The sequence below is a fragment of the Chryseobacterium gambrini genome (genome assembly GCF_900156825.1).
Lineage (GTDB): Bacteria > Bacteroidota > Bacteroidia > Flavobacteriales > Weeksellaceae > Chryseobacterium > Chryseobacterium gambrini.
On record NZ_FTOV01000012.1, the window covers coordinates 43,704 to 68,785 of the forward strand.

The 25,082-nt window shown below is 35.0% G+C and carries 31 protein-coding genes; 15 read left to right on the forward strand and 16 right to left on the reverse strand.

Annotated elements, in window-relative coordinates; translation table 11 throughout:
- The first annotated feature begins 50 nt into the window (after nucleotides 1-50).
- The 9 genes from BW951_RS17740 to BW951_RS17785 all read left to right on the forward strand — a co-directional run bounded on the left by BW951_RS17740 (nucleotide 51) and on the right by BW951_RS17785 (nucleotide 5,643).
- On the forward strand, nucleotides 51-446 hold the full coding sequence (locus BW951_RS17740) for a single-stranded DNA-binding protein (RefSeq protein WP_076395285.1): 396 nt from the start codon (nucleotides 51-53) through the stop codon (nucleotides 444-446).
- A 13-nt stretch (nucleotides 447-459) separates the two neighbouring features.
- Entirely contained in the window at nucleotides 460-1,173 is a 714-nt protein-coding gene (locus tag BW951_RS22885; RefSeq protein WP_159437613.1) for a DUF1281 family ferredoxin-like fold protein, read from the forward strand.
- Nucleotides 1,174-1,404 (forward strand): hypothetical protein, encoded by a 231-nt coding sequence (locus BW951_RS22425; protein ID WP_051889993.1) that lies wholly within the window; start codon nucleotides 1,174-1,176, stop codon nucleotides 1,402-1,404.
- Between the two features lie 385 nt (nucleotides 1,405-1,789).
- The gene (locus BW951_RS17760; RefSeq protein WP_028122591.1) at nucleotides 1,790-2,032 is read left to right on the forward strand and encodes a hypothetical protein; all 243 of its coding nucleotides are present in this window, start codon (nucleotides 1,790-1,792) and stop codon (nucleotides 2,030-2,032) included.
- A complete protein-coding gene (locus BW951_RS17765; RefSeq protein ID WP_028122592.1) occupies nucleotides 2,005-2,547 on the forward strand; it encodes a PRTRC system protein E in 543 nt (180 codons plus the stop codon). Before BW951_RS17760 ends, BW951_RS17765 begins: the two co-directional genes overlap by 28 nt.
- A gap of 11 nt (nucleotides 2,548-2,558) precedes the next feature.
- Complete coding sequence (locus tag BW951_RS17770; RefSeq protein ID WP_027379053.1) at nucleotides 2,559-2,777, forward strand: PRTRC system protein C; 219 nt, start codon at nucleotides 2,559-2,561, stop codon at nucleotides 2,775-2,777.
- A 90-nt stretch (nucleotides 2,778-2,867) separates the two neighbouring features.
- Entirely contained in the window at nucleotides 2,868-4,043 is a 1,176-nt protein-coding gene (locus BW951_RS17775) for a hypothetical protein (protein ID WP_034741379.1), read from the forward strand.
- Between the two features lie 44 nt (nucleotides 4,044-4,087).
- Nucleotides 4,088-4,834, forward strand: a complete 747-nt coding sequence (locus tag BW951_RS17780) for a PRTRC system protein B (RefSeq protein WP_051259640.1) — start codon at nucleotides 4,088-4,090, stop codon at nucleotides 4,832-4,834.
- A gap of 2 nt (nucleotides 4,835-4,836) precedes the next feature.
- Nucleotides 4,837-5,643, forward strand: coding sequence for a PRTRC system ThiF family protein (locus tag BW951_RS17785; protein ID WP_028122595.1), 807 nt, complete (start codon nucleotides 4,837-4,839; stop codon nucleotides 5,641-5,643).
- Between the two features lie 382 nt (nucleotides 5,644-6,025).
- Here the strand turns inward: BW951_RS17785 and BW951_RS23070 are convergent, their stop codons facing one another.
- From BW951_RS23070 to BW951_RS17870, 16 genes are all read right to left on the reverse strand, one after another.
- Entirely contained in the window at nucleotides 6,026-6,235 is a 210-nt protein-coding gene (locus BW951_RS23070; RefSeq protein ID WP_072410579.1) for a GDCCVxC domain-containing (seleno)protein, read from the reverse strand.
- On the reverse strand, nucleotides 6,235-6,837 hold the full coding sequence (gene merTP, locus BW951_RS17795; protein WP_028122596.1) for a mercuric transport protein MerTP: 603 nt from the start codon (nucleotides 6,835-6,837) through the stop codon (nucleotides 6,235-6,237). The genes BW951_RS23070 and merTP overlap by 1 nt, the downstream gene beginning before the upstream one ends.
- The gene (locus BW951_RS17800) at nucleotides 6,834-7,208 is read right to left on the reverse strand and encodes an ArsR/SmtB family transcription factor (protein ID WP_027381139.1); all 375 of its coding nucleotides are present in this window, start codon (nucleotides 7,206-7,208) and stop codon (nucleotides 6,834-6,836) included. The genes merTP and BW951_RS17800 overlap by 4 nt, the downstream gene beginning before the upstream one ends.
- Nucleotides 7,209-7,267: 59 nt before the next feature.
- Nucleotides 7,268-7,681 (reverse strand): bleomycin resistance protein, encoded by a 414-nt coding sequence (locus BW951_RS17805; protein ID WP_198417452.1) that lies wholly within the window; start codon nucleotides 7,679-7,681, stop codon nucleotides 7,268-7,270.
- Nucleotides 7,682-7,787: 106 nt separating this feature from the next.
- Nucleotides 7,788-10,058: a multicopper oxidase family protein gene (locus tag BW951_RS17810; RefSeq protein WP_034742681.1), complete on the reverse strand. Its 2,271-nt coding sequence runs from the start codon at nucleotides 10,056-10,058 to the stop codon at nucleotides 7,788-7,790.
- A 23-nt stretch (nucleotides 10,059-10,081) separates the two neighbouring features.
- Complete coding sequence (locus BW951_RS17815) at nucleotides 10,082-10,531, reverse strand: heme-binding domain-containing protein (RefSeq protein WP_034741374.1); 450 nt, start codon at nucleotides 10,529-10,531, stop codon at nucleotides 10,082-10,084.
- 2 nt (nucleotides 10,532-10,533) lie between these two features.
- Entirely contained in the window at nucleotides 10,534-11,193 is a 660-nt protein-coding gene (locus tag BW951_RS17820) for a DUF3347 domain-containing protein (protein WP_034741371.1), read from the reverse strand.
- A 39-nt stretch (nucleotides 11,194-11,232) separates the two neighbouring features.
- The gene (locus tag BW951_RS17825; RefSeq protein WP_034741369.1) at nucleotides 11,233-11,754 is read right to left on the reverse strand and encodes a DUF305 domain-containing protein; all 522 of its coding nucleotides are present in this window, start codon (nucleotides 11,752-11,754) and stop codon (nucleotides 11,233-11,235) included.
- Between the two features lie 12 nt (nucleotides 11,755-11,766).
- The gene (locus BW951_RS17830; protein WP_034741366.1) at nucleotides 11,767-12,651 is read right to left on the reverse strand and encodes a DUF3347 domain-containing protein; all 885 of its coding nucleotides are present in this window, start codon (nucleotides 12,649-12,651) and stop codon (nucleotides 11,767-11,769) included.
- A 226-nt stretch (nucleotides 12,652-12,877) separates the two neighbouring features.
- Nucleotides 12,878-13,060, reverse strand: coding sequence for a hypothetical protein (locus BW951_RS17835; RefSeq protein ID WP_028122604.1), 183 nt, complete (start codon nucleotides 13,058-13,060; stop codon nucleotides 12,878-12,880).
- 525 nt (nucleotides 13,061-13,585) lie between these two features.
- Nucleotides 13,586-16,126, reverse strand: coding sequence for a heavy metal translocating P-type ATPase (locus BW951_RS17845; RefSeq protein ID WP_034741361.1), 2,541 nt, complete (start codon nucleotides 16,124-16,126; stop codon nucleotides 13,586-13,588).
- Nucleotides 16,127-16,209: 83 nt separating this feature from the next.
- Nucleotides 16,210-16,773 carry a helix-turn-helix domain-containing protein gene (locus tag BW951_RS17850; protein ID WP_028122606.1) on the reverse strand — a complete coding sequence of 188 codons (564 nt, stop codon included), beginning with the start codon at nucleotides 16,771-16,773 and terminating at the stop codon, nucleotides 16,210-16,212.
- Between the two features lie 215 nt (nucleotides 16,774-16,988).
- Nucleotides 16,989-18,032 (reverse strand): ACR3 family arsenite efflux transporter, encoded by a 1,044-nt coding sequence (gene arsB, locus BW951_RS17855; RefSeq protein ID WP_034741357.1) that lies wholly within the window; start codon nucleotides 18,030-18,032, stop codon nucleotides 16,989-16,991.
- A gap of 3 nt (nucleotides 18,033-18,035) precedes the next feature.
- On the reverse strand, nucleotides 18,036-18,650 hold the full coding sequence (locus tag BW951_RS17860) for an arsenate-mycothiol transferase ArsC (RefSeq protein WP_034741354.1): 615 nt from the start codon (nucleotides 18,648-18,650) through the stop codon (nucleotides 18,036-18,038).
- Nucleotides 18,651-18,669: 19 nt separating this feature from the next.
- Entirely contained in the window at nucleotides 18,670-19,134 is a 465-nt protein-coding gene (locus BW951_RS17865; RefSeq protein ID WP_028122608.1) for a DUF6428 family protein, read from the reverse strand.
- 59 nt (nucleotides 19,135-19,193) lie between these two features.
- Nucleotides 19,194-19,523: an ArsR/SmtB family transcription factor gene (locus BW951_RS17870; RefSeq protein ID WP_028122609.1), complete on the reverse strand. Its 330-nt coding sequence runs from the start codon at nucleotides 19,521-19,523 to the stop codon at nucleotides 19,194-19,196.
- A gap of 1,074 nt (nucleotides 19,524-20,597) precedes the next feature.
- On the opposite strand from BW951_RS17870, the gene BW951_RS17880 reads away from it, so the two are divergent.
- The 6 genes from BW951_RS17880 to BW951_RS17905 all read left to right on the forward strand — a co-directional run bounded on the left by BW951_RS17880 (nucleotide 20,598) and on the right by BW951_RS17905 (nucleotide 25,082).
- Complete coding sequence (locus tag BW951_RS17880) at nucleotides 20,598-21,410, forward strand: hypothetical protein (protein ID WP_034741349.1); 813 nt, start codon at nucleotides 20,598-20,600, stop codon at nucleotides 21,408-21,410.
- 140 nt (nucleotides 21,411-21,550) lie between these two features.
- The gene (locus BW951_RS23080; RefSeq protein ID WP_228418842.1) at nucleotides 21,551-21,775 is read left to right on the forward strand and encodes a hypothetical protein; all 225 of its coding nucleotides are present in this window, start codon (nucleotides 21,551-21,553) and stop codon (nucleotides 21,773-21,775) included.
- Entirely contained in the window at nucleotides 21,772-23,262 is a 1,491-nt protein-coding gene (locus BW951_RS17890; RefSeq protein ID WP_074231891.1) for a relaxase/mobilization nuclease domain-containing protein, read from the forward strand. The genes BW951_RS23080 and BW951_RS17890 overlap by 4 nt, the downstream gene beginning before the upstream one ends.
- Nucleotides 23,263-23,336: 74 nt before the next feature.
- Nucleotides 23,337-23,987 (forward strand): ParA family protein, encoded by a 651-nt coding sequence (locus BW951_RS17895; RefSeq protein ID WP_034741346.1) that lies wholly within the window; start codon nucleotides 23,337-23,339, stop codon nucleotides 23,985-23,987.
- Nucleotides 23,988-24,032: 45 nt separating this feature from the next.
- A complete protein-coding gene (locus BW951_RS17900) occupies nucleotides 24,033-24,626 on the forward strand; it encodes a hypothetical protein (RefSeq protein WP_123891965.1) in 594 nt (197 codons plus the stop codon).
- Between the two features lie 135 nt (nucleotides 24,627-24,761).
- Nucleotides 24,762-25,082: a DUF4134 domain-containing protein gene (locus BW951_RS17905; protein ID WP_378086794.1), complete on the forward strand. Its 321-nt coding sequence runs from the start codon at nucleotides 24,762-24,764 to the stop codon at nucleotides 25,080-25,082.

The window sequence follows — 25,082 nt, forward strand, 5'->3', positions numbered from 1 at the left end:
AAATTTTAACAAACTCGAAAATCAATTATTAACAATCAAAAATTAACATTATGAACATCGTAGGCAGAATTACAAAAAACGCAGAAATCAACACTTTAAAAAATGACAAACAGGTCGTGAATTTTTCACTAGCCATTAATGACAGATTTAAAACCAAACAAGGCGAACTAAGAGAACAGACCACTTATTATAACTGCTCCTATTGGCTAAGTGCCAACGTAGCTAAGATTTTAACGAAGAGAACATTAGTAGAGCTTACAGGCAGAGCAAGTGCGAGTGCGTGGATTGGAAAAGATGGAGAAATAAAATCGGGGTTGAATTTCCATACTTCTAACATCAAAGTACACGGAGGCGGAAAAAAGTCTGACACAGAAGAACAACCAGCTTCACAGCCACAGAAATCCAATGCTTTTGCGGAAGATACGGACGATGATTTACCATTCTAAAAGCATTCAAAATATGGAAGCACAATATAACTTTCAAATGAAGCCGAAAAGTGATAAGAATGATTGGGAAAAGGTGGAAATCTTTTCCCAATTCTATTGCGAGAGAACGACAGCAATACGGTATGCAAAAAGTCTTTCAAGAAAATTCAAATCAGAAATCCGCCTTACAGAGGGAAAAGAACCTTTCAAAACAAGCGGAACATACATTTACGAAAACAACAATTATACAACAAATATTATGGCAAATTGGTGCAACAATAAAGTAACATTCACAGGAAATCGAGAGGTTTTGGACAAAGTCTCGAATGTATTTCAAGAAATGATAGAAAAGGAAACTAAGGGAAATATTGGGCAACTGCCCGATTTTGTCAAGAGCAAAAACGGTTACTTCTGTGAAATTTATCGAAGTGAAACAGATGAATGTTCTTTCCATTATGAGACAAGATGGAGCCCAAATATCGAAGCATTATGGATTGTTGCAAATCATTACGATGTCGGATTTGTATTGGATTACGAAGAATCTGGCTGTATGGTTTTTGGCAAGACCATATGCGAAAACCAAATCTTACAGGATTATTTTCTCAATCAATGTGACTTTCAAGACTTCATCTACAATGTAGATACAGATTGTTACGAATTCGAAGGTGAAAATTACGATTACAAAGAGGAGATTATGAGAATCCTATTAGACAGGAAAATAAATAATAACAAACAAAAAATTGCATAAATGAAAACATCACTTCAACAAACAGAATATTTACTGATAAAATCAATGACCAACAGTGAATGGGATAATGGCGATTTTGCCATTATCCACATTACGGGAGAATGGAAAGAAATCCAAAAGAAAAGGCTCGAAGCCGTAAAGCCTTTGGAAAATGACTATGATTTAAAATGGCTGAATTATGCCGATACCAATGTAGAGTTTTTCAAATTTTCGGAAGAAAATTATCCCTAAGTTGAAGAATGGCTTTCGGAGAGAAGCAGGATTTTTATCGAATTGGAAAAAGAGGATTTGAAAAAATTTTTGCAACCCGAAAATAATCTGAATTGCTACCAAATGCAAGTCTATAAAAACGGAAATGCCATTTACAACGCTTTTGGAAAACAGACAGGCGAAGAATTTTGGACAGAAGAATTTTCATTATATCAATTAACTCAACAACAATGAGAGTAACAGACTTAAACGGTTGCAAGATTAAAGTAACCAATCTTGATGAAGCTATCCAAATTACAGCAGAGTAAGGAATATGAACATACAAACAAAGAATTTTCAGAATTAGATAAAAGACTGAGAAGGTTTTGGAAAGATATGTACGGAAAACTACTAAAATCAAAACAATATGAGCAATCTCGCAGACAAAACGGAGTATAAAGCATTGAACATTATTGCCAAAATGGTAAAACAATATGAAAAATTACACTATTTGGATATGACCAAAGAAGATGATTGGAATGCCACAAACGCAAGAAACCTATTACAGAGCATTATTCAAAATAATGAATATAAAATTAATTATAACAGAAATAGTAAAAAATCAATTTTAAAAACAAAATTATGCAAACCAATTTTTTCAGACAGATAGGCAAACTCAATCTTACAGGAGATTTGCAAATCACACTCCGACAAGGGGCAGAAAACAGTTTCGTTCTTTCCGTATTGCTCAACAATGAGCAATGCGGAGACGAGGCAAGGAAAACGATTCCGCCACTCAATTTAAGGGGGACAGCGGAAGAATTGGACAACGGATTTTTTGAAAGTATTTCGACACCATTGCAGACCGCATCGGGCTTAATGGTAGATATGGAAAGTTTTATGAAACAGGTCGAAGAAGCCAAGAAGAAATCGGCAATGGAAAAGGAGAAATCCGACAAGGAGAAAAAAGAAAAGGAAGGCAAAGATAAAAAGTACAAAGAAGCCTTGCAAAAAGCCGAAGAACTCGAAAAAGACGGCAAATACAAAGAAGCGTGGTCAGCTCTTCCAAAAGTATCGGAATTTCCCGATTATGCTGAAATCATCCGCAAAAAGCAGGATGAATATGAGAAACATTTTGCACCAAGCCTATTCTCTGAAACGACCAATGAAAATGTTGAATCTTAAAAATATTATAAATGTTACTTGCAACCCTATTAGACCGAGTTTTTATACTCAAAGATAACGGACAGGAAATACGTTTACCTGACCCTGAACCAAAATGGAGCGTAGAATCAGTAATGAACTTTTACGCCAACACGTACCCGATACTGACCACTTCAAAAATTTCAGCACCGAAAATCAAGGATGATGCTGTTGAATATCAATTTGAAAGTGTGATGGGAACAAAAGGATAATAAATAGTTGATGGTTTTTGGTTGACAGTTGATAGAATTACAATCTAAAAGCTAACAACCATCAACCATAAACTGACAAACAAAAATAAAATGAATGCAACGAAAAACCATATCGGGGACAATTCAACCTCCCGAAGAAAAAAAACAAAGGCAACTTCACTTACAATTGAGGGAATACGCACAATGGATGCATCAGATAAAAGACAGTTCGGAAGTTCAGAAAGACCAACGGAAATCCGTTCCAATCTCCCAACTTCCAATGCTTTTCTGAGAACCTGCTTTATGCCGAAATTAAAGGAGAATGAAATAACAATAACACAGGGCAAACGTAAGTCTGCTAAAACAGAAAGGGATTTTTATAAGTCCCTTTCTCAATTAGCAAAGCATTATGATATAACCCCAATGCCGACACAGCATTTTAATTATCCATACAATATCAGCCTTGCTTTGAGAGATATTGAAACGCAGTTGAAAACCAAGACTGAAAATTGGCAGAGTGTTAGGCTGATAGAAAAAGGGAGTAAGACTTGCTTTGCAATAGAAGAAAGATGCAACACAGGGGCAACCTTGTTTTATGTTCCCGTCGTACCGCTTTATCAATTGCTCCGCAATAAGGTACACAGAAAAGCAGCTTGCTTACTATTGTCCGTATGCACTTATCTGTATAGAAATGTAGATATTCCATATTACAGACAGGAAGATTCTTATCTCTATTGGAATTACGAAATGCTTACTGATTGGATAGAGCAGGACGAAGAAATAGAAGATAACCACATCTGCAAAAAAGAACTTCAACGGGCGGAAATCAACGGAGATATGATGGGACAAAAAATTTCCAATGCTAAGAATCTTCTTTTTTTTGAGCAACGCTTGAAACGTTTTATACCGAAAAACAGGTTTGATAAAGAATGCCTTCAATTGGCAGAAAAAACCTTTAAACTTTATTGTGATTACCCTAATGAAAGCATTTTCAGAAATGCCCACTATAATAATGCAAACAAGCCCTCAGAAATGGAGGGAGATGACAATTATAATGAGGAAACTGTTATCGCAATGGATAAATATATTTCCTTTTTTGCCGAGAGTGACGGATTGATTTATGATAATCTAACGAGTATGGTCAATAATGAGTTCAACGAATATGCTGAAACACAGCAACCAATGATTTTTAAAACCTTTGACGGAAGTGATATATTGGATAAAAACCTTGATTTTGAAAATCAGTTGTTTAAGGTCTTAAACGAATTGTGCCGATTGCTCAACTAATCTGTGCATACACGGCGCAAATAATTCAATTATAAAAACAAGCTATGAGAAATACAGCCAATACAATTAAGAACGAAGAAACCGACATAACCAATAATTTTGGAACACTTTACTATCCTAAATCAGCACTGGTCTTTTATGAGACAGAAGATTATAATCGCGATGGTTATGTTGAACATTTTGATATTGACCCTAATGGAAACCCTGTCAATGCCCACCCTTTGACTGTAAGGGAGGCACAACGACTCTCCAAATCTTTAAATATTCAAAATAAGAAAGAAAAAGATTTTCTAAGACCAAGTGGTATTATTTCTGAAACTGTACTATTTATAGATACATCGGAAAATGGAAAAGTGGTCTGGTACACAAAAGCACAGGAACGACAGTTACTATTTACCGAAAAGCTTTCCATTCCAAATGGTTTAGCGAATGTGCCACCTTTGCTATGGTGTGCCAATAAGCAGGGAATGAAAATATTCGCATTGGAGACAGACCAACGCCCCAATACAGATACACCACTATTTCACGCTCCGTTCTTTAATGTTTACGAAAGCGGAAGTGTTTGTATGGGAACGGTCGACGTAAACATTAAAAGTTCCGCATCACTCGAAGAGTTTACTAAGAAATGGGAAAACTATTTTTTCAATTCTTATTTCAGCCATTTGGTCAACAGCCATAATCCGATTAAAGGAAACTTGGTAATCCTTTGGAAAAGCCTTATTGATTCAAAAGAGCCGTTTCCGACAGATATTCTAATCAATTCAAATCTAACTTTAAAAAATCTACTCTAATGATACAATCTGAAAAAACAAAAGTCCATTTTACCGATGATAGCCTTTTAAATCCTACCAATCCTGTAATGGTAAACCTCATAGGTGCAGGTGGTACAGGTTCTAAAGTATTGACCGCCTTGATCGAAATGAACCATTCATTGATTGAATTGGGACACGCAGGATTACAGGTGCGGTTGTGGGATGATGATATTGTCACAGAAGCGAATCAAGGCAGACAGCGTTTTGCAGAATGTGAAGTAGGATTACCAAAGGCAGTTGCACTGATAAATCGGGCAAACCGATGGTCTGGAACGAATTGGAAAGCCGAAGTCAGAAAGTTTGAAAGAGATTCTTTAGGAAGAATCCAAGAGAATATGCAGTCCGCAATTTATATGTCGTGTGTTGATAATGTCAAATCACGATTTGAAATTGCTGATATTCTGAATGAATTGAAAGAGGGTAGGAGATTATACAGAAACCAGGCTAAATATTGGATGGATTTTGGCAACAACCGATATTCTGGACAGGTTTTGCTTTCTACAGTTGAGAATATAAAACAACCTGATTCCGAAAAATATCAAACAACGTCGAATCTTCCTTATGTGACGGAAGAATTTGGAGAACTGCTTTTGCAGTCTGAAACGCAAGATGATACACCAAGTTGCAGTTTAGCAGAAGCATTAGAAAAGCAGGATTTGTTTATTAATTCTACATTAGCACAAATGGGATGTTCTCTATTGTGGAACTTGTTTCGCAACGGACTGACTGAAAACAGAGGTTTTTTCCTTAATCTAAAAAATTTCCATTCTCAACTGATAAAAATATAAAAAACCGCCTGACCAAAAGTTGGGCGGCAAAAATGCAATTCCTCCCTGCGGTCGGAAACGTATTTTTGCGGAAAGCGGAACAACCCCATTTCTAAAACAATTCCGGACTTTGGCTTTGGTTTGTTTTAGAAAAAAGGTTGTAAGTATTAACTGACTATAGAAAACTCGTTGTGCATAGTTTCAATTAAGCATTAAAATAGTTAGTTGAAACTATGCACTTTCAGTGCAAGAATTTCAGTTTCTATAAATTTTTTATTCGACACAGATGCACAGATAATAAAATGAATTTTTTAATATTTTATTATCTGTGCATCTGTGGAGTTTTTTAAACGAATTTCATTCGTTGTTCAAATCTATGGACTGAAAGTCCATAGTGGTTTAGTTATTTACAACAAGCATTTCCCTCTTGAATAGGTGGGCACTTTACTGTACCGTAACTACAAAACACGCAACAATCTCCCTTTATAGGTTTTAGAGTTGTTTTGCAACTCTCACACTGATAGAAAAATTGACAAGCATCAGTTGGCATTTCTTCGGATTTCTTATGTCCGCAGGTTGGACAAGTTATTTCGGATATTAAAATGATGTCCATTATGAAATAATTTTGCTTTTTAGTGATTTGTAACCAGTAGAGTTGATAGCTTTTTCGATTTGCTCGATGCTGGTTTGTTTGTTGTCGAACTTTACAATTGCGTTGCCTTTTTCGTAAGAAACAATAACTTCAACAATGCCTTTTAGTTTGCTAATTTCTGTCTTTACATGATGTTCACATCCTGAACAAGTCATTCCTTTAATAGTAAATTCAACTTTCTGAATTTTAGAAGTCGAAGTAACAATTGCCGTGATTTTTGTCTTCGGAACAAAGATGTGAGCATAACTCGGAAATGATAGAAGTAAAACTGATATTACGGTAATACTTCCTAACAATGATTTCGTTTGCATAAAATTTTGTTTTTGATTTGTTTCACAATTACAGTCAATTTGTTGTTGAGGTTTCAGTTTTTGATACCAAGCAAAGCCAAGAACTAAAACAGTCATACCAATAAAATAAGGTCGAAAAGGTTCGAGCCACGAAAAGGTAGAAGCAATTCCGCTTGAACCCGCAACTATAGCCAAAATTGGCGTAATACAGCACAAGGACGAAGCAATTGCTGTCAAAAGTCCTGCACCGATTAATTTTTTTTCTGTTTTCATATTGCTTCCAAAATTTTGTTTTCGTTAAGGATTTTGAAAAAAGGTTTGAGCATTTTTTCATACTCTTTTGCCAACGAATAGAAAATAGTTTGCGCTTGTCTTTCCGTTTCAATGAGTTTTCTGTCTTTGAGTTTTCGCAAGTGCTGAGAAACTGCCGAAATGGTCATACTGAGAATATCGCTTAGGTCGCAAACACAAAGTTTCTTTTCTTCATAAAGAAGAAAAAGTATTTTCAGTCTTACATTGTTACCCGCTAACTCAAGTCCGCTGGATAAATAATCAACTGTCCCTTTGATTTCACTAATCCGGTCTTTGCAACGCATTATCTGCTTAACGTCCGCCTGCTGCCTTATACAAGAAAGATTATCCATAAGTACAAAGATAAGCAAATTGTTTATTTAAGCAAATACTAAAATACAAAAACATCTTTTTATACATTTTCATAAAAGGATAAAAGATTTCCGTATAAGTCTAATGCTGCAAATTCTCTTGTGCCATAATAGGTACTTTCTATCTCTGTTTTTTCATTGTGAAGCACCTCTTTTTCTTTTAGCTCTTTATACAGCTCTTCAACTCCTTTTACTTCAATTCTGCAACTGTGTGTTCCTGCTAAAAAGCTTTCTGCCCCACTACTAATCGGTTTTAGAAATAGAAAAATGCTTTTCCATTTCCAACTATAATTGCAGGAAGCCCACAAATGCAGTTCTATGTTGCCCCGAACCAAAATTGCAAAAGTGTCTTCCTTGTGCCGACAATCAAAACCAAATTTGTCTTTGTAAAATTGAACTGCTTTGTCAATTTCCCTGACAGGAAATGCGGGTGTTGCCTTTATCAGTTCTATCATTGTCATGTGCAATTTTAAATTGTAATATTGTGGTAAATAGTTGAGACAGCTCAAACGGATTGAAAAAACGTTTTCGGTTTCCTGGCTTAGCTGTTTATCCTTTGTTTTAATAATTTAAAGATAACCCAATACCCCAGCCCATATCGCTATCATAATGTGTACGAATACCCACATTTTTATTGATAATATATTTTAGCTCTGTCATATATTCCATATCGGTGTTGACCATAAAACCAGCCCTCAATCTCTTTGTGATGGGAATATCTTCACGCATTAAAGAAAGACGTACAATTCCATCGTGATATACCTCTGCCTGAAAGTTTACTAACATTGGTAATGTGTACATAAAGCCCAAGCTAATAGCTCTACGTGTATCTTTTTCATTTTTCTGTCCGAATAAATTGGTTTCGTGTTCATCCATACCCATTTTACGATACCTCCAATCAAAACCTATAAACGGCATAAACCATTGCATTTTTCCAATGTACCTTCCTAAATGTGTTTCTACTTCATAACCGTGCATATCGTTATAGCCTAATCGCCATTCTGTCCCTAAACTCCATCTTGAATTCTGAAGCATCGCATCACCATCATTTCCATTGCTAGCAAAATCATTCTGAGCCATTAAGTGTGGCATATTGCTTTCTCTTTGCAACATATTATATGCTTGTTTTTTGTTAGGTAAATTCGGATTTTGATAATCGTCAACTGCAAATACCCTGTTCATTCCTGACATCATATGATAAAGGATATGACAGTGGAAAAACCAATCTCCTTCTTCGTTTGCTAAAAACTCAATGGTATCAGTTTCCATTGGCATTATATCTATAACATTTTTTAGTGGTGATTTTTCGCCTTTGCCATTGATTACCCTGAAATCAAAACCGTGCAAGTGCATTGGATGGCGCATCATTGAGTTATTATGAATGGTAATTCGTAGAATTTCTCCTTTTTTCACAGGTATTTTATCAACTTCTGAAAGTATTTTATTATCCATACTCCACACATAACGGTTCATATTTCCGGTAAGGGTAAATTTCAATTCTTTTACTGGCGCATCTTTAGGAAGTTCCGTATTGGAAGGAGATTGTAGCATTGCATAATTCAGCGTTTTGATTTCTCCCAAAGCATTTGCATTGTAACGGTTGGGATCATTTTCCATATTCATATTGTGTTGACTATGGTCTTCTTTTGGTTTTGCCTCTCCAGTAATTTCAGGATACATTACCACGTTCATATCCATTTGGTTCAGGCTCATTTTCATTCCCATATCGTCCAAATCTCCATTCATCTTCATCATATCGTTCATCATCTTCATCCCTTCAAAATATTTTAATTTAGGAAGTGGTGATATTAATTGTTTGATGCCATTGCCCACAAAATAACTTGCGGATTGTGTTCTGTCTTCAGTAGTAGCTAGAAACTGATAAGCAACACCATCTTCAGGAATTGTTACTACAATATCGTAAGTTTCAGAAACCGCAATGATTAATCTATCTACTTCCACAGGTTCTACATCATTACCGTCATTTGCAACTACGGTAATTTTACCGCCTGCATACCGCAACCAAAAATAGGACGAAGCACCACCGTTTGAAACTCGCAATCGTACTTTATCGCCCGCTTTTAGCGTTTTGCCGTCCACCTTTTTTAAATCGGTCGTATGGTTTCCATTGATTAAAATTTTGTCATAATACACATCGCTTACATCCATTGCCAACATCCGTTTCCATTCGTTGGTTAGTTTTGTTTTGAAATGTCCTTCTCTAATAGCTTCTGCATAAGACTGTGTTGCATTTTTTTTAATAGCTGCCCAATCGTTGGCATTATGCAGCATCCTGTTGATGTTGTCGGGATTAAGATTTGTCCACTCGCTTAAAATGATGGGTACAGTCGGCAAATCGTCAATTCCTTTTCTAAAGGTTTTATCATCATCCTTTTTCTTCATTATAAAACTGCCATACATCCCAATTTGCTCCTGCAAACCAGAATGTGAGTGATACCAATGCGTTCCGTGTTGGATAATTGGGAAGCGATAGGTATAGGTTGTGCCTGCCTTAATAGGTTTTTGTGTAAGCCAGGGCACACCATCTTCTTTGTTGGGCAGGAACACTCCGTGCCAATGCAATGAGGTACTTTCTTTTAATTGGTTATGTACAACGATTTCGGCTGTATCGCCTTCGGTAAAAGTGAGCGTTGGCATTGGTATTTGACCATTTACGGAAATGGCTCTTTTTTCTTTGCCTGCGTAGTTTACAAGCGTATCTTTTACATACAACTCGTAACGAACTACTTTTTGTGCAAAGAGAGATTGCGAACATAACAGTATAAAAACTGCTTGCAGCAACCTGATCGTAACATTTTTAGGTATATTCATTTTGATATTTTTTTTCTTGAAACTTAATCCTGCTCTTTTAGCCAATTGGTTAAAACTTTGATTTGCTCATCATTCAGTTTTGTGTTTTTATGCATCATTGTATATGATGCTAAGGGCATTTGTTTAGTTTCGATTTGTTCTTTAATTGAGTTTAATAATCTGTCCTGCTTCCTATTTGAGTATGTACCCCATTCGTTGAAATTCAAATCCTCTTTTGCGTTTTTTATGTGGTTTTCTACTAATGCTCTCATAGGTTGCACATAGTCGTACCAAACATAATTAGTATTGTTACTATGACAATCGTAGCAAGAGGTTTGAAGCATCGCTTTTACTTCAACAGGCATTTTATACGCTTGGGTAAAATCGGTTGTGTAAACCTGCCCTTTATCTACATTAAGGGCAGGCTGATAAAATTGAATAGCAATAAAAATAAACAGCACTATTGTCAACATTATCTTTAATACTCTCTTCATTTTTAGAACTCTTTTTTTACAGAGCCACAGGTAAGCATCTTGCTGCCATAATAAGGATTTTTGATAGTCTTAGCTTCGTTAATCCAAACCGCACCTTTACCATCATTGTACATTGGGCAGTAGTCCTGATATAATTTTTGGGTAGTTCCAAATAATGTGATAAGGTCAGAAACGTCTTTACTTAGCGATGCTAAATGCTCTCTCTGGTGGTCTATTTTACCAGCATTGTCACTAATATGCTCTGCATTTTCTTTGGCATTTTCCGCTATTTCCATATATTCTTTATGTTTATTCGCTGGGATAGCGTTCATATCCACATTTTTTAAGGTAGTAAACAATTGCTTTCCTGCATTAGCCGCTGCTTTGTCATTATCTGCAACAAGTGCATTTTTTAAAGCCAAATAATCCTTAATTATAGGTGCGACAGTAAACTTTTGAGCTTGCTTCACATCGGACTTTTCTGCCTCTTGAGAAGATGTATCCGTTGAAGTAACAGTTGCTACCGTATCATTGTGTGTAGGTGATTGTAACTCCGGAGTTGCAGCAATTGTTGTGCTATCATTAGCTTGCTGGTCGCTATTTTTATTTGAAGATTGATTGCAGGAAATTGTTACCGCTGCAACTGTTACTAATGTAATGATTGAGAAAATTATATTTTTCATTTTATTTATTTTTGATATTATTGAAGAAATTTGTCTTATTTATTTGTTTTCAAATTCATTTAGCTTACGCTTCATAAATTCGATTTCTTGTGCCTGTGTTTCCAGTATGTTTTTTTGTAACTGTATCAATTCGGGGTCGGTAAGCTTAGCTTTTTCAGACATCAATACTGCTGCTGCGTGATGCGGTATCATACCTTTTACAAACTCTTTATTTCCCACAAATAATTGCTCCCGAATACCAAACCAAGAAAAGATACCAATCGCAAGGGAAACCGTTATGATTGCCCAGTTGATTTTTTTGCTTTCATACATTCCTTTCATTATCAATAGTTCTATAATCAACATTGCAGAAACCATCAGCAAAGTCATATACAAATTATTGATGTTCAGGATAAGGTTCTGTAAGCCGTCAATCATAGCATACATAATGAAGTACATAGCTATGAACATAGCAACAGCCATTACAGCAAAGCGTTTGTACATTGCTAAAGAGTGATTAGTATTATGCTTTTCATTCTTATGGTTATGTTGCATTTCGTGTTGGTTTTCCATACTTTCCATAACAATAGCGTTTTATTTGTTATTAATAGTTTCCTGTACGCTACCGCAAGTAAGCATTTTGGAGCCGTAATACGGGTTTTTAATTGCTTCTTCTTTGCTTAGCCAATTTGCTCCTTTACCATTATTGTACATTGGGCAATGTTGATAATAAACAGGTGTTTCTTGTTTTGAAACTTTGGCTAATTCGTACATATTATTAGCCAGTAAAGCGAAAATTTCTCTTTGTTTGGTAACATCTTTTGCTATAGCAATTTTTTCTGCATTAGCAGTTAAATCTTTCATTACTTTCATCCAAACGGTATGTTCTTCGTTGGAAAGTTTTGTCATTTCTACTGCTTTAATGGCTTTTACCAATTCGGTAGCTTTTGCGGAAGAAGTACCTGCATCAGTTTTTACCAACGCATCTTTCACTGAAAAATAGTTATTGAAAACGGCTTTTAATTGCGGTACATTTTGTGTTTCAGTGGTATTTTTTTGAGCCATATCGCTTTGGTTATGGTTGGCGTGTTCATTTTTCATATCCATACCTGCATCTCTGGTTTTTGCAACTGGTTTTAGTTCCCTTTTATACTGGCAACAGTCGGATAATTTTGCATATACATCATCTGGAGCCAAAAATTTCTCACTGTCATAACCTGCTAAGGCAATGCGTTTCAATATTTCGTCCTGATTTGTTTTTTTACCATCATAGTTGAGTGTAGCAATCTTGGTATCTTTATTCCAATCTACCGTGGCTACATTTTTTAAATTTCCTGCTTTTTCGATGGTTGTTTTACACATTTCGCAGTTGCCATATATTTTTACAGTTTCTGTTTTTGCATTTTTGATTTGTGCAAAACTGTTTACGGCTGATAGTAATACGATGATTACCATCAATATTTTTGATATTGATTTCATTTTTATTTTTTTTAATTTAATAAGATATACGAAGAGTTTGCGAAAACTGGATTCAGCTTTCGACAAGGCACACGTATGGCTAACAAGCCATCGTTTTAGCTTATTTTAGGTGGTTGCCAAATGGAAGAGTAGCCTGAAGAATAGTAGGCTTCTTTGAAACCGAATTTTTGCTTTTTAATTTCAGCAAAAGGGTTAGCTGTTTTTAAATCTATTGGTATTGGTAAGCTTACAGAAGATGAAGAAGTGCTACATCCACATGAACTGTGCTTACAATTGCCGTCGCAGTCGTGACCATTTTTGCATTTTTTACAGGACTTGTCCTTGCAACTGCTTTTATGTTCTGCTTTTGCAGATTGATCTTTTGAGCAGGACTTTTGCTCTGTCTTAGTTGTTTTTTTTGCACAAGCATAGCTTATGCTTGGCATTAGGAAAAAGCCCAAACATAGTAAGATGACAAAGCTGATATGTTTACTCAAATTTTTCAACACTACAAAATTATGAAATTATTTCTTTTAATTGCTATATTTTGCACTTTCGTGAACTGCAAACACAGAATTATAGATAAAATATCTAAATCACTAGTCTGCATAGTCCTTTTTATGCTTATTAAAATAAATATACAGTTAATTACCTAAAGTGTTTGTTATAAGTTAAATAACTAAACAGGTTATTAGGATAAGGAAATTATCTTTGTTTAATGGTTCTATCTTAAAACCTGCTTTCTGTACAGTTTCAATTACCTGTTCTTGTGTAATTCCTTCTGATTTTACGGTAAGCACCTTGTCTTTAGTTGTATCTACTTCCCAATGGCATATTATACCATGGTATTATCCAAATGAGGTTTTACAGATGCTACACATCCACCACAGTTAATATTTGTTTTGAATCGTAAGTCTTGATTATTCTTTTCCATTTTGTTTATTGAATAATTCATTTAAAGTTTAAAACTGCGTAATCGCAATGCATTTACGATTACCGATACAGAACTTAAAGACATTGCTAAAGCTGCAATCATTGGAGATAATAAAATTCCGAAAAACGGATATAAAATACCTGCTGCAATTGGAACACCAAGCACATTGTAGAAAAAGGCAAAGAATAAATTTTGCTTGATGTTTTTCATAACAGCATGGCTCAAATTTTTTGCTTTAACGATACCTAATAAATCGCCTTTTACTAAAGTTATTTTGGCACTTTCTATGGCTACATCAGTTCCAGTTCCCATAGCTATTCCGATATTGGCTTGTGCTAATGCCGGAGCATCATTTATACCATCACCAGCCATAGCTACAATTTTCCCTTCTGCTTGTAAACGTTTAATTTCGTTGAGTTTATCTTCGGGTAAGCATCCTGCTTTATAGGAAGATAAACCTAATTCATCCGCTACTGCTTTGGCTGTATTAACATTGTCGCCAGTAAGCATAATTACTTCTACACCTTGGAGCATTAGTTCTTTTATCGCTGCTGCACTCGAAGTTTTTATCGCATCGGTAATTGAAACAAAACCAACTGTAACATCATCAACAGCAATGTAAGAAACCGTTTTACCAAGTTTTTGTTCTGCAATAATTTTGGTTTCTAAATCGTTAGAAATAGTTGCCTTAACCTGTTCCATTAGTTTTTTATTGCCTAATGCTACTTTTCTATTGGTAACCGTTCCTGTAACTCCTTTTCCTGTAACATTTTCAAAATCTTTGACTCCAATTAATGAAATAGATTTTGTTTTGGCATAATTGACTACTGCTTGTGCCAATGGATGTTCACTGTATTGGTTTAAGGAAGCTATATTTTGCAATAAATCATCCTCGTTATTAGTTGATGCGTAAATTTTTTCTACAGAAGGTTTTCCCTCAGTTAGCGTTCCTGTTTTATCTGTTATTAAAACATCCACCTTATTCATATTTTCTAAGGCTTCGGCATTTTTAATTAATACTCCAGATTGTGCTCCTTTGCCCACACCCACCATCACAGACATCGGCGTGGCTAAACCTAAAGCACAAGGACAAGCTATGATTAAAACTGCAATGGCATTTATAAATCCATAAACCTTCGCTGGTTCTGGACCAAATAGTGCCCAAACAAAAAAGGTAATTACTGAAATGATTACTACAATGGGTACAAAATATTTAGAAATACTATCGGCTAATTTTTGAATGGGTGCTCTTGAACGAGAAGCATCGTTAACCATTTGTACAATTTGAGAAAGTAATGTTTCAGAACCTACTTTTTCGGCCATCATTACAAATGATTTGTTCCCGTTGATTGTTCCCGAAATTACATTATCGTCTTTCTTTTTGTCAACGGGAATTGGTTCTCCTGTAATCATTGCTTCATCAATACTGCTTTCACCATCGGTTATTTTTCCGTCAACTGGAATTTTATCTCCTGGTTTTACGCGTAATAAATCACCTTTCTTAATATCATGAATGGAAATCACTTTATCGCCCCCTTCACCAATCAAAGTAGCTTCGGTTGGTGCTAATTGTAATAACGCTTTTATAGCTCCACTGGTTTGGCTATGTGCTCTTGCTTCTAACAATTGTCCCAACAAGACCAGTGTAATGATTACTGTTGCTGCTTCAAAATAAAGATGAATGGTTCCGTGTTCGGTTTTAAATTCTTCCGGAAAGATATTCGGAATCAGCATTCCTACAATACTAAACAAAAATGCAACTCCAGTTCCTATTCCGATAAGGGTAAACATATTTAGATTCCAAGTGATTATGGATTTCCAAGCTCGTACAAAAAACATCCAACCAGCATAGAAAACAACAGGAATTGAAAACAGAAATTGCACCCAGTTCCACATGTTGCTGTCCATTATTTGAAATAACGGATTGTTATGTACCATTTCCATCATGGCAATAATAAAAATTGGCACCGTAAAGAGGGTTGCAATTTTCATTTTTTTAAGCAAATCCAGATAGGTTTTTTTTTCTTCGGAATCGCTTGGTTCCATGGGTACTAAATCCATTCCGCATATAGGACATGAACCCGGACTATCTTGAATAACTTCGGGATGCATTGGGCAGGTGTACATCGTTTTCTTTACATTCAATTCTGCTTCTTTTACCAAATGCATTCCACAAACAGGGCAATCGCCAGCTTTATCATAAGTTTTATCGCCTTCACAATGCATTGGACAATAGTATTTGCCTTTTATATTGCTAGTCACTTCGATTGTTTTTTTATCATCGTGAGAATGAGCAGAGCAGCAGGATTTTGCCACTGGTTCATTTGTCGTGGTATGTTGTGGGCTTTTGTTATTGCTCATTTCTATGGTATATTTTCCAACAGCGGTTAATGCTTTTTGCAATTGTGTAGTTGGAATGTGTTTATCCATTGTCAGGGTAGCTGAGTTTTCATCTTTTGAAACTTCAACATTTGTCACATTTTCAACCTTTAATAAAGCTGATTTCACCTTTGCTTCGCAACCTCCACAGGTCATACCTGTTACTTGATATTTGTGTACCATTTTGTATGAGTTTTATGATACAAAGTTCCGTATTGTTTCCATTTTTTCGTTGTGGAATTTTGGGAATGATTTGTAAGATTTACTTAGACCTTATCCAAAGGTTTTCTTTTATCCTCTCGTATTCGCTTGAAATAACTTGGGGTAAGTCCTGTTACCTTTTTGAATTGGTTGCTTAAATAGGCTACACTTGAGTAATTTAAACGGAAAGCAATTTCACTCAAAGATAGTTCATCATATACCAATAATTCTTTTACCTTCTCTATTTTTTGGGCAATAAAATATTTTTCGATAGTAGTGCCTTCAATTTCTGAAAATAAATTAGAGAGATAATTATAGTCGTGGTGTATCTTGCTATTTAAAACATCCGACAAATTGTATTTTGTTTCGCCATCCTGATGATGAACGAGGTCAATAATAATATTTTTTATTTTTTCTATAATTCGGCTTTTTTTATCATCTATTAATTCAAAACCTAATACAGTCAGTGCTTGCACTAAATTGGTTTTAACGTTTTCAGCTAATTCTTTATCCAAGGTAACTTCTCCCAGCTTTATATTTTTCACAGTCAATCCAAGCTTCTCCAATTCATTCTGCACTACCATAATACAACGGTTGCAAACCATATTTTTTATAAAGAGTGTTGTCATATATTTTGTGCTTTATTTGAAATTAGCTTAAAATAAGCTCTATAAAATTACAATTAATATTTTCTTGTAATTGTAGAACAGTTGTCAATTGATGTATTTATCCACTGCGTTGTCCAATTCTTCATTTTTAATATTGCTTAAATTTAAATCTGCCAAATGGAAAACTGGTCAAGTAGTTTGCTGACTTTCTTTATATCATTTCTTTATTCAAAGCATCAATGAGCATTTTGGTCATAATATTTCTTCTTTAGCCACAAACTTGCACGTACCAATAATATCAGTACAGGAACTTCCACCAATGGGCCGATAACGCCCACAAATGCCTGTGGCGAATGAATACCGAAAACCGATATTGCTACGGCTATTGCCAATTCAAAATTGTTTCCTGTGGCTGTAAATGCGATGGATGCGTTTTTATCGTAAGGAACTTTAAGAGATTTATTGATAAAGAAGCTCACGAAAAACATAAGTATAAAATAGATGATTAACGGTATTGCTACTTTTACTACATCCATTGGCAACTCTACTATTTTATCGCCTTTCAGACTGAACATCAATACTATAGTAAACAGTAAAGCATACAATGTAATGGGCGATATTTTGGGTACAAATTTCCGGTTATACCATTCTATACCTTTTGATTTTACAAGGATGTATCGGCTTAAAAAACCTGCCAAGAAAGGAATACCTAAATATATCAATACGCTTTCGGTAACATCTTTCATTGATACGCTTACATTGAAATTGGCTAATACTAATTTTGCAGGTAATACGTTGATGAATAACCATACTAAAAAACTGTAAGTAAATATCTGGAAGATACTGTTTAATGCAACTAACATAGCTGTATATTCTCTGTTTGCTTTAGCTAAATCACTCCAAACGATTACCATTGCGATACATCTTGCCAAACCTATCAGTATCAAACCTGTCATATAATCGGGTTCATTCCTTAAAAATAAAACGGCTAACCCGAACATTAGCACTGTACCGATAACCCAATTCAGCAATAAGGATATACCAATTACTTTTTTATCCTTAAACGCCATAGGCAATAATGAATAATCAACCTTTGCTAATGGCGGATACATCATCAATATTAAACCTATTGCCAACGGAATATTTGTAGTGCCTACGGATAGCGCATTTGTAATTTTTGAAATACCGGGAAAAATATATCCCAATCCTATACCTACTGCCATTGCAAGGAATATCCATAAGGTAAGGTATCTGTCTAAGAATTTTAGTTTTGGTTGCATCGGCTACATTTTAATCATTGAAAAAACATAGAACATTTCCGTTGCTATCTGTAAACTTCTATCAGCATAGACCTTTGATTGTTCCGGTGTATTGTCTGAAATTTTAGGGTCTTCAAATGTGATAGGTATTCTCTTTTCTGCTCCTGCAATAAAAGGGCATCCGCCGTCTGCCTGTGAACAGGTCATAATAGCTGCAAACGCTGATACAGGATTGAAAGGGCTATCATATTTTTTGGAGAAACCAACAATCGGCAAAGAATTATCACTATACTTTATGGCATATACAGGATTGTCGGTATCTGCTATTTTGAAAATACTTAATCCCTGATGTGTCAATGCTTCTGCCACTTTCGGGAATAATGCCGTTTCTTCTGTACCACCCGAATAACAATGTACCTTTGGGATAACATAGTGTGCTGCTGCTACCTGTGCCCAAACCTGCGATAAATGGCTTCTTCGGGAATTGTGGGTACAAATGAAGTTGATACTTATTTCCTGACTATTGTTTACTTTTTGCTGTACAAAATCTATCAGTGGTCGTAATATATTTTTGCGTTCTTCACTGATGTTTTGAAAAGTAGTAACATTGTTTATTGTTTCAACTAAATTCTTATACATTTTGATTGATTTAAAGGGTTTAACAACATCCTGAATTAGGTGTGCAGGAAGCATTATTCAACGCTGATAATTTTATTTTTTGCTTTTCGACAGGAATACCGCAAGCATCCTGAGCAAGACAAGCTGTTGTTTTACTTTTCAGTACGAATGTTTTTCCGTTGAAATCCAAATCATATTTCCCGATAGTATCAATTTGATATTCTACTTCAATTTCGGCATCTTCCATACCTAATTTTTCTTCGGATAGTTTGATGATATTTAATAGTTTGGTTGGCTTCAATCTATGTTCGTAATCGTCAGCATTCCATAATTGGAAATTGACAACTTTTTCATTGCGGATTACACCACCACAATCAATAAAAATTTTATTGATTTGCCCAACTTCGGTAACGTGGAAATGTTCGGGAACAAACGTTCCGTTCTCTAATTGAAATTCAACATGCTCTAATGTTGGTAAGATTTCTTTGATTTTTGATAGTTTCATAATTTCATTATTTAATTGTTATATTGCATTATTACGATTGATTTGGTTAAAATAAATGCTTAGCAACATTTATCAATACCTATATCGTCAACAAAGAAAGTATTGAGTTCCTTCTTAATCTGCTGCCAGACATTTTCATCAATGCAGTAGCATACACTGGTTCCCTCTATATTTCCTTTGATAATACCAATGTTTTTTAGTTCTTTCAAATGCTGCGAAATGGTAGCTTGTGCCAATCCCAATTCCTCTACCAAGTCATTACAAATACAGGCATTTTGTTTAATGATATATTGCAGGATAGCTATGCGTGCAGGATGAGCCAATGCCTTTAGCGAAGTTGCTAAACGGTTCTGCTGTTCCGTGTATATTTCAGTTTTTGTAACTCCCATTTTTATCAAAAATTATACATCGCAATATTACGATTAATATTTTAACTACCAAAATTGTTTAAAAAAATATTTAGTGAAGTTTACCCCTGTTGCACCAAATGTTGCAAATTCGGATCATTTTTTTTATCCGCTCTTTTTCATTTTCAATAATATTTACAATGTTTATTTTTATCTGGCGGTAATTCAGTAAAGATATCCTGTTGTTGATTTCCGGGCAATGATGGCGGTTGCTTTTAGGGTTGGTTTTGTTGGATGTCCTTTCAAAGCCACTTCGCTTTTTTGCAAAACGCAATTCCAAAGTCTAAAGTCCTACGTTTTTCCGAACAAAAAAGCTTTGAGGGGATGTCAGGTTCTCTTCCCTTTTTTAATTTGACGGAATGTATTGTGAACTCTGCTGTAGCTTTCCCTGCAAACTGTATAAAAAGGATTATACTAGTCATCAACCTGCATAAAATAAATACAGCTTTAAATTCATACCTGTGTAAATAAGATACAGATCATCATCATAAAATAGAATCATGCCGATCATCAAACCTGCGTAATACACATACAGCTGGAGTTCATACCTGCGTAAATCATATACAGGTCACCTGCTTAAGATAAGTACAGGTCAAAATCCTTACGATTTGATCTACAATACGATAGATAAATTATCACTTTGAAAGGATTTATTATTTACTTTCGTATGCTCAGACTTCACTTCCACACATTTCCAATAAAAACAATAAAAGAATCAAAACTGCTGATTATCAATACTATTAATCGTTTTTCAGAACTCCGAAAAATAAGCGGCTTTTTTTGAGCAAGATGTGTCTTTGTACCCACAAATTTTTGCAAATTTTCGAGTACAAAGACGATCTTGCCTTTTCTGCAAAAAGGAGAAAAAACGGCGGAACTTGTTTTTTTATGTTAGGTGAAATTTAAGTTAAGATTCCAAACTAATCCAATTTATTCTTTTTTAATCTTTATAGATTTTAGACTCATCCAGAGTATTCTTAATTAGCCCAACTCCCATCAAAACTATTGTTTTAGAGGTTTTTATGATACAACTTTGCCGTAGAAATTTTATCAAAAATGAAAAAATCATTTAACCTTTTAATATTTGTTTTTGCAATTATCGTTAAAGCTCAGGTTGGAGTTAATACGCAGACACCCGCAGCAACTTTGGATATTGTCGGCAAACCAGATCTGCCCAATCACTTTGATGGCATAATTCCCCCAAGAATTACAGGTGATCAACTTGCAAATAAAACTTATTCAGTATTGCAAAAAGGTGCCATTGTTTACGTGACTCAACCTGCATCAAATCTTTTGGGTCAAGTCATTCATATTGTTGAAGAAGGGTACTACTATTTCAATGGTATGTTTTGGAATCAGATGTTTAAGGAGCCTACTTATTACGATGCTCTTATTGTATTGGACGAAACACTTTCTGCAAATACTATTTCTGAACAATCCTCGTGGAACACATACCTTCCTTTTCCTACAAATCCTCGTCAGCATACATTATCTACAAAAATATATAGATTAGGAACATCAGGTCTAGGAATAACTGGGCAAATCGATGCGCGGCGAATAGGAACAATTGGCTATTTAGATGTCAGTATAATTTGTTCAACACCTATCACTTCAAGCTACGTAATACTGAATCTTTCAAAACCATTACGGGATTTAGGTTTTATGTCGGATGGCAGTGTGGGTTCACTGAGCAATATTTTAGTAAGTGGGAACTCAAATGGAATTAGTTCAGGAGTAGAGCAGGGCATTATTTCATTAACGAACGTTGATTTCAATCTACTTCTTTGGAAAAATCAAATCGAAAAATTTACCGGTACCATAAAGGGCATGACCACTTTTCCGATTAATTATCTGAATGTAATTGAATGATAAATAAGACGGATATTAAGAAGAAACATTACATTAAAATAAGGATTTCCATCATCCAAAAAGAAAAGTGGAAAAAAGCCTGTTCAGAAAAAAAAATCTCTTTAACAAGTCTAATTGTTAATTCTGTTGAAAATAGGCTTATGGACAACGAGAGAAGAAAAGTATTAGCGTTCATAGAAAAGCAGGATAACATATTCGGAAAGATTGAAAACAATATCAATCAGGTAGCAAAAATAGCAAATAGTCAAAAGTTTATCAGCGAAAATGAAATCAGAAAATTTTCGAATAAGTTATCAGAGATCATAATTCTGAAGAAAGAACAGAACGAAATGTTTACAAAAATCTACGCAATGCTATCAAGATGATTGTTAAGATTATGGATCCGGCAGGTCCCAGTTTTCCAGGAGTTCATTATAACGATAAGAAAATTGACAAAGGAACCGGAGAATTAATGCTGATGAAAAATTTTCCTTCCTTCATTAACGAATCAAGCAGCAAGGAGGAAGTAAGAAACTATTTGAGAGCTATTTCGATTGGAAACAAAAAAGTATTAAAGCCTCAATTTCATGCGATGATCTCTACGAAATTTCAAGGACATTCGAAAGAAGAGCTAACTAAGATCGCTGAGAATTTTATGGATGAAATGAAATATGGAGGACAGCCTTTCATTGTAGTTTTTCATAGTGACACCGATAATAATCACGCTCATATAGTTACTACAAGAGTCGATAAACAGACAGGGAAAAAGATCAATGATAGTTATGAAAGGCTTAAAGCCCAAAAAGCTTTAAGCGTTACAATTGAAAAATTGTATGGTCAGAAACCGGAAGAAGAACTTGGCAAACTGTTGAACTATAAAATAAGTTCGCTCAATCAGTTGGAAACTTTACTCAGCAGAAATGGTTATAAGATAGGCAAAAACACAGATGATATAAATTCTTTTAACATTTTAAAAAACGGAGTAATACAGCAAACACTTTCAGGAAATCAGATTGTTTTTGATAACAGTAAAAATGATAAAAGGGCAAAGCAGATCAAAGCCATATTAAGCAAATACAAACAATTGTATTCCACCAAGGTTTTCAAGGTGGAAGATGACAGAAAAAAGGAGTCAATGCTCCCAAAAGAAAAATTACGAGAAAATAATTTAAAAATAAAAATCAGTTTTGAAAGTGAACTCCAAAAGAAGCTGAAAGATGTTTTCGGGATCGATGTGGTTTTCCATCATAAAGAAGATAAAAATCCTTTTGGCTACACCGTGATCGACCATAAAACAGGAAAAGTCTATAAAGGAAGTGATCTACTGAAAATGAATGAAGTGTTTGAATTTACTTCTGACAAGCTAGATAAGAAGACTTTTGAAATCCTGAAAGATTATAATATTCCGAACCAGGAATCAAAAAAAATATTGCTTGAATTTTTAAATAAAAAATATCCGGAAATAGAGATCAAGGGCTTTATGCTTTTTGAAAACCGAGGAAAGAAAGATTTGGAAACCTATCGAAAAGTTCAGTTTGAAGTCAAAAGTTTCATTAAAAATCAAAAAAACACAAATGATGAAAAAAAGGATATTTCCATAACCAGGGCTGAAGACGGAAAGCTGTATGCGGTTCATACTCGGTTCCATTATATCGGAGAGCTCCAATCATTAATTGGGGAAAAGGAGTATCAAAAATTTCTGAATCCGACAGGCGTAAATGAAGTGCAGGCAGAAAACCGGACTGAAAATAATGAGAAAACAAAATTAAACAAAGCAGTTGATGAACTGCTGTTTGAGTTGATGAAAAGTTCAGGAACTGCAAAAGACCCTGTCGAAAATGAGCTCAAAAAAAGACGAAAAAAAAGACGATAAAATGATGGTTGTCGGCTGATATAAAAATCATCTTCGGTCCAACAACAATCAGTTAGAAACATAAACTAAATCCAATGATCATAACATTTGCTACACAAAAAGGAGGAACCGGAAAAACAACTTTAGCCATCGCTTTTGCCAATTACATTTCGGCAATTTCGGAAAGGAAAATCAATGTTTTTGATTTTGATTATCAGAAATCATTTTACTACAAATGGAAAGATGATGAATTATCGGAAAGTCCGAAATTGTATGAAGTGGAAATTATTGGCGATGATGACCAACAGCCATTTTCAGACTTTGAGACCCTCATTAATTTAAAAGATAGCGATGACATCAACCTTTTTGACTTGGCAGGAACACTCGATGCAAAATATAGCGATCTGCTCATTTACAGTGATTTTATCGTGATCCCGTTTGAGTATTCAGATGTTTCTGTCAAGTCCACATTGGTCTTTATCAATATGCTGGGACTATTGGAAAGTGAGGCTGAAAGAGTATTTATCCGTTCCAAGTATGATAAAGGCTACAAGTATCTGAATCAGGAAGGAATGGACATTGAGCTGAAAAAATTCGGATTGCTACTGGAAAATCCTGTATTCAAAAAAAACTGTCTACAAAAGATTGATACCAGAAAGCTGACCTACGAACAAAAATATGGGGTAAGAAAATCTTTCGATGAATTGATAGAATATATTAATCAAACATTGAAGATCACCCTTTGAAATAAAAAATATACCTAAGTATTAATCTCTATAACCTCAGTAAAAATGATAAAAATCTCGCTTTGCATCTTGGCTGTTTATCTGACGTATTACGCCGGAAATATTTTATACGATCTGTTTCTGAAAAAAGAAAAAGAAATCTATAAAGAAGAGACGGAGGAATTTTCATTGTCCGAAATTTCTGAACAGTACGAAGATCTTACTGCAACTATAGGGATTGAAGATGTAGAAAATCTCAACACTCCCAAGTCCTTTAATAAAAATGCAATCCATTCTGATATCACTGAAGGAAACGAAGAACGACAAGATCTGGAGTATTTGAGGGAAATATTTGAATCTGAACAAGATCTGGATGAACCGGGCATTGCACTAAAAAAAGATTCCACGGAAATCGAAAACCAATCACATCCTGAAAAAGCTGAAACAATCGAAGTAGATTTTGACCAGACGGAAAAAATATCAGCCGAAAAGGAAAATCAGAAACCTAACGAAGTGATTCGCGAAAACCCAATCACAGTTAGTGCAGACCAGGAAACTTCCAGAATAAAAGAATGGAAGGCGATGCTTAATCTTTCTGAAACCCTGGTTCAAATGGTTGTGAACTACGACGGATACAAAGTTTATCAATCCACGATGTAGTTAGCCAACTTAAACAAAATCTAACGTACTGAATATTAGACTTAACAGCGGATTTACATTCGTTGTCCGGGACTTCCATGCCCAAAATTTAACACTCAAATGATTATTAACCCTTTATAAAATTTTTGAATTATGATGAAAAATTATTTCACAAAAAACGTGACAACAAAAAAAGTTTTAACCCTAGCCTTGGCACTTATGGCGATAACTCCCGCATTTGCCCAAGGTGGAGCAACGGCAATCTCGAATGCAGCAAGTGATATCACTGATTATTGGGATCCGGTCAAGCTGATTTTGAAAGCAGTAGGAGGATTGGTCGGTTTTATCGGAGGTCTCCGAGTGTATAACAAATGGACCAATGGTGATCAGGATGTCAACAAAGAGATCCTTGGTTATGGAGGAGCAATGATTTTCTTGATTGTCGTTCCTGAATTCGTAACAGCATTCTTTGCCTAA